Raw genomic sequence first — 4,869 nt, forward strand, 5'->3', positions numbered from 1 at the left:
ATTGGAGGAGAAAACAGCTGAAAACCCTTGTTTGGATTTCGGCTGTTGGAAGGAAAGGAATTTTGCAAAGGTCTCGGACTGCGAATTTTACCTTCCCCACGATAGCGCGCGTTTCCTAACGCGTGCCTGAAAATCAATTTCGTTTGATTCAGATTTTTACTATTTTCATGAATAACTTCAATTTGCTTATTTTTTAGATAGATAAAACTACGCGTCAGAAGGGGGGACTATCTGGGGAGCCGTTGGCAAAGCCAACGTTCAGAATCCTTTTGATTTTATGACCGCACTTTTTTGTCATTAGAAGAAAATGAAGAACTTAAACAGGTAATCACTTTATCGCCAAATATCACTTTTCCGGTAAACTTTATTCGTGAGCTTGCCTCGGGATTTTGCTAACTCCGAAACCACAATAGATTGTAATGGCACAAGCGAGAACGCTTGCGCTATCAGGGGGAAAGAATGAAGGATTTGCTCTCTTGGTAGTCGTTCCTGCTGTTTGCCGGCATGCTGGCGGTAACGTATTTCACTCGCCTTATTGGTTTTTTCGCCTTGCGCAACCGTACCTTAAGCCGCCGCGCACAAATCGTGATGGAAGCTGCGCCGGGTTGCGTGTTGATTTACGTCATCGCGCCTTATTTCGTGTCCAACAAACCGCACGAATTGATTGCATTGCACTGACCGTGCTTGCCGCAAGCAGGTTTTCCATGTTGGTTACCGTGTTGATCGGCGTCGGCAGTTCTGGGCTGTAGGGGTATTTGATGCGGTAGGCGGCTGCGTTTTCGTGATACCGGTTACACTTGTTTTCAGACGACCTTATCTTGTTATAATGTCGTCTGAAATTTTTTATAAAGCAAAATCATGGCAAACCAAAGACTCATCTACGGCTTCTACGCCGTCAACGCCCGCCTGTGGTAAAACCCGAAATCTATTACCGAACTCTACGTCCAAGAAGGCAAAAACGATGCCCGCACGCGCGACGTGTTGGAGAAAGCGGCAAACGAAAACGTGCGCGTACACTTTGCCATCGCCGGCGCGCTGGCAACCGCTATCGCCCTGAACGCAGGCGCAGCCTACACTTACGCCCTGCGCACTTTGGAAGCGGTTGACGCGCAGCGTTGATTTTGTCTCAAAGGGTCGTCTGAAAACCACTCCTGTTTCAGACGACCCTTTTGCTGACGGGCATTGCTTTTTGCCGCCGAACCGTTTAGATTGATGTCTTTGTTCAACCGTTTGGAGAAACAACCATGAAAAAATTACTGACTGCTGCGCTGACTGCCGCCGCACTCGTCCTTCCTGCAGCCGTATCTTATGCCGCGCCCGCTGCTAAAGCCGCCTGCGCTTCACATAGCGGCGATGCCGCCCGACAAACCGATTCCCGACAAAGTTCAGCCATGAATCAAACCCATACCGCTATCAGCAAATACAGCTTCGACGATACCGTCCGCCGTTTGGAAACCGTCGTTAAAGAAAAAGGCATGACCGTGTTCGCCGTCATCGACCACCAAGCCGCAGCGCGACAAAGTGGTTTGGACATGCAGCCCGCGAAAGTCATCGTTTTCGGCACGCCCAAAGCCGGCACGCCGCTGATGCAAAAAGACCCCGCCTTCGCCCTGCAACTGCCGTTGCGCGTCCTCGTTACCGAAGCCGACGGCGCAGTCCAAGTCGTATTCAACGATACGCGCGCGCTGGTGTCGGGCAGCAAAATAGAGTTCGCCGAAGTGGAAAACACACTCGCCAATGCGGAAAAGCTCATCCGTAAAACGGTAACGGAATAAGGTTCGCCCAAATCCGAAGGTCGTCTGAAAATCTGAGCAAACCCTGAACTGCACCCCAAAAGTTGGACATCCCCTCCAACTCACAAGGCGCAGTTTTTTTATGAGCAAATATACATTACACTTCAAATACCAAGCCGTACTCCACTACCTGCATATACGCAGCCAACAGCGTACCGCAGATCATTACGGCATCTCCCGAACTCACCTGCGACGATGGATACGCGCCTATCAAGAAGGCGGCATCGGCGCACTCGAACATCCCCAATCCAAAACCATGACTGACCACCGCAAAAACCCCTTCATTGCCGACAAACCCGACCACGAAAAAACACAGGCAGAGCTTATCGAAGAGTTGTGCTATATGCGCGCAAATGCCTACCTAAAGGAGTTAAAAGCCCTCAGCCAAAAGCGGACTGAAAAGGATAAAGCCAAACCGTCCAAACACTGAGGGCGCAACACCCGCTCAAATACCTGCTGCACATCGCACACCTGCCCAAAAGCAGCTTTTACTACCACCATCAAGACCAACCCGACCCCGATGAAGCCGACAAAGCCCTCCTCGTCGAAACCTACCGGCGGCATAAAATTTAAACTTATCTATATTTTTGCCACCGTGCTGCAATACGGCAGTATGAATGCCGCCGCGCCGCATTTGGGCATGACCGCCAGCGCAATCAGTCAAGCCATTCGCAAGCTGGAAAATCATTACGGCGTCAAATTACTTAACCGCACCACACGCAGCCTCACACCGACGGCAGAAGGGCGGCAGTTGCAACAATACGCCCGTCAATTAACCGACTGGCACGATGCCGTTGAGCGCGAAATGGGCATTTTGCAAACCGAACCAGAAGGCGAAGTCCGCATCAGCCTACCGACCGGTTATAGCGCGGTTGAACCGATGAAACGCACCGTGCAAACCTTACGCCATCGCTACCCAAAAATTCGTTTAATACTCAATGAAAACAACCGCTTGGTGGATTTACAAAACGATACCGATATCGCTATCCGCGTTGTTTTACATCCTGACGATCCCGACAGCATCGCGCGCCCGTTGGCACAATGGCAAACCTTGATTTGTGCTTCTCCAGACTATCTGCGCGAATACCCCATTGCCCAGCCACAAGATTTACTCAATGCCGACTGGCTCAATCACAATAGCAATGTCCTGCTGCACGCATTGAAGTGTTTAGGGCTACCTGAAACGCTACCCGAAAATCGCACCGATTGCCCAGATTCTTCACTGGTCGCACGCGAATATGCCTGTGCCGGTATGGGAATAGCGGTGTTGCTTTCTGGCGATGTTGCACCTTTGATAGAAAATGGTCAGCTAAGCGTTGTATTACCTGAACACACGCTTCCCACCCGCACCCTTTATGCCACCACCGCACATCGCACCCAATCAGCAAAAGTACGCACCGTATTGGATTGCTTAATGCGTTGTTTTGGTGAAGAGATAAATAAAAAGCCTTGAAATCTGACCGCACTTTAACGAAACTTTGTACTATTATTTCAATTCGCGATACATGTTAGGGAGTGATTTATGAAATCCAAACTATCCGCGCTCGTCGCTACAACCCTTCTCGCCGCCTGTTCCACCGTTCCGCAACATAATGAGCAGGCGAAAGCCCTGTTGGACGAAGGCATCGCCTTGTATCAAAAACAGGATTACCAACATGCAATGTCCTACTTTGAGCAAGCTCAACAGGCTGGGCATATGAAAGCGCCGCGTTATCTGGGACTGATGTATCTAAACGGCGAAGGTGTCGCCAAGAATGCGAAAACTGCTTTTGCCTACTTCATGCAAGCGACCGAAGCGGGCGACATCACCGGGCAATACTGGCTCGGTCATTGCTACGAAAACGGCATCGGCACGGCAAAAAACATGACCAAAGCCGTGCATTGGTATCAAGAGTCTGCTAAACGAGGCGACCATATTTCCCAACCTGCCATTGATGCTTTAAACCGTTTAGGCATCAAAACACATTGACGATTTCTCACAAAATTTAAGGAGTTTCCACGATGAAGAAAACCGTAACGATGATTGCCGCAAGCTTGTTGCTTGCCGCTTGCAACGCCACCTCAAATGCGACTGAAAAAGCAGTGACGACTCAAAACATGCAAAATACAGCTTGGGACAAACAATACGGCGGCGCGGATAAATCCTACGATAGTCGCTTGCTTGCCTTGCGTGAACAAATTGCACCACGTTTTGAAGTGTTAACGTTTAAAGATCCCAAAACAGGCAAAGAAATGCAGTACAACCTGTACACCCCGAAAAATCTTGAGCCGGGTCGCAAATATCCGTTAGTCATGTTTATCGCAGATGCCAGCACAACAGGAAAAGGCGTAAAAGCCCCACTAATGCAAGGCTACGGCGGCATCATCTGGGCAACCGATGAAGCGCAGGCGAAATACCCAGCCTTTGTCCTTGTACCGTCTTACACCGAAACGGCAGTCAATGATAAATGGGAAACAACTGAAGAAGTCCCCATGACCTTACGCCTTGTCAAAAATCTGATCGCCGAAAAAGCGATTGATGCCAATCGTGTTTATACCACGGGTCAATCCATGGGCGGTATGATTTCATTCTACCTAAATAGTATCGAGCCTAACTTCTTTGCGGCGTCTATGTTTGTTGGCAGTCAATGGGATATCAATGTTTTAAAACCATTGGAGAAAGCGAAATTTATTTATACCGTTTCAGCAGGTGATTCAAAAGCCTCTGCAGGCATGGCTCAAGTTGGAAAAATGCTGAAACAAGATAAAGTCAGCTACGCCGAAACTGAGTTCTCTGCCAAATTACCGCAGACCGAACAAGACGCAAAAGTCCAACAAATGCTTGCCCAAGGTAAACGTATTAACTTCATCCGTTTCGCACCAAATACCGTAATTCCGGAAAACTCAACCCACAAAGGTGCAGAGCATATGTACTCATTTGATTACGCCTATTTACTCGAACCTGCCCGTGATTGGTTGATGCGTCAGAAGAAAGGAAAATAATTTAAAAAATACAAGCGGAGACCTTTGCAAAATTCCTTTCCTTCCAACAGCCGAAATCCAAACAAGGGTTTTCAGCTGTTTTCTCCTCCAATCA

At 48.8% G+C, this 4,869-nt stretch carries 5 protein-coding genes and 2 pseudogenes; all 7 read left to right on the forward strand.

Annotated elements, in window-relative coordinates:
• Window positions 1–504: 504 nt before the first annotated feature.
• The 7 genes and pseudogenes from ACTHSP_RS17855 (at window position 505) to ACTHSP_RS17885 (ending at window position 4,775) form a co-directional block, all read left to right on the forward strand.
• Window positions 505–749, forward strand: a pseudogene (locus tag ACTHSP_RS17855) (AzlD family protein).
• A 109-nt stretch (window positions 750–858) separates the two neighbouring features.
• Window positions 859–1,033, forward strand: a pseudogene (locus ACTHSP_RS17860) (RNA methyltransferase substrate-binding domain-containing protein); the annotation flags it as partial.
• A 211-nt stretch (window positions 1,034–1,244) separates the two neighbouring features.
• Window positions 1,245–1,775 carry a DUF302 domain-containing protein gene (locus ACTHSP_RS17865; protein ID WP_232086611.1) on the forward strand — a complete coding sequence of 177 codons (531 nt, stop codon included), beginning with the start codon at window positions 1,245–1,247 and terminating at the stop codon, window positions 1,773–1,775.
• A gap of 100 nt (window positions 1,776–1,875) precedes the next feature.
• Window positions 1,876–2,223, forward strand: coding sequence for a helix-turn-helix domain-containing protein (locus ACTHSP_RS17870; protein ID WP_440346578.1), 348 nt, complete (start codon window positions 1,876–1,878; stop codon window positions 2,221–2,223).
• Window positions 2,224–2,313: 90 nt separating this feature from the next.
• Window positions 2,314–3,246: a LysR family transcriptional regulator gene (locus tag ACTHSP_RS17875; protein WP_314513228.1), complete on the forward strand. Its 933-nt coding sequence runs from the start codon at window positions 2,314–2,316 to the stop codon at window positions 3,244–3,246.
• A 69-nt stretch (window positions 3,247–3,315) separates the two neighbouring features.
• The gene (locus ACTHSP_RS17880; RefSeq protein WP_314513230.1) at window positions 3,316–3,762 is read left to right on the forward strand and encodes a tetratricopeptide repeat protein; all 447 of its coding nucleotides are present in this window, start codon (window positions 3,316–3,318) and stop codon (window positions 3,760–3,762) included.
• 32 nt (window positions 3,763–3,794) lie between these two features.
• Window positions 3,795–4,775, forward strand: a complete 981-nt coding sequence (locus ACTHSP_RS17885; RefSeq protein WP_440346579.1) for a pyrroline-5-carboxylate reductase — start codon at window positions 3,795–3,797, stop codon at window positions 4,773–4,775.
• Window positions 4,776–4,869 lie beyond the last annotated feature (94 nt).

It is taken from the genome of Neisseria sp. P0001.S005 (genome assembly GCF_051963715.1).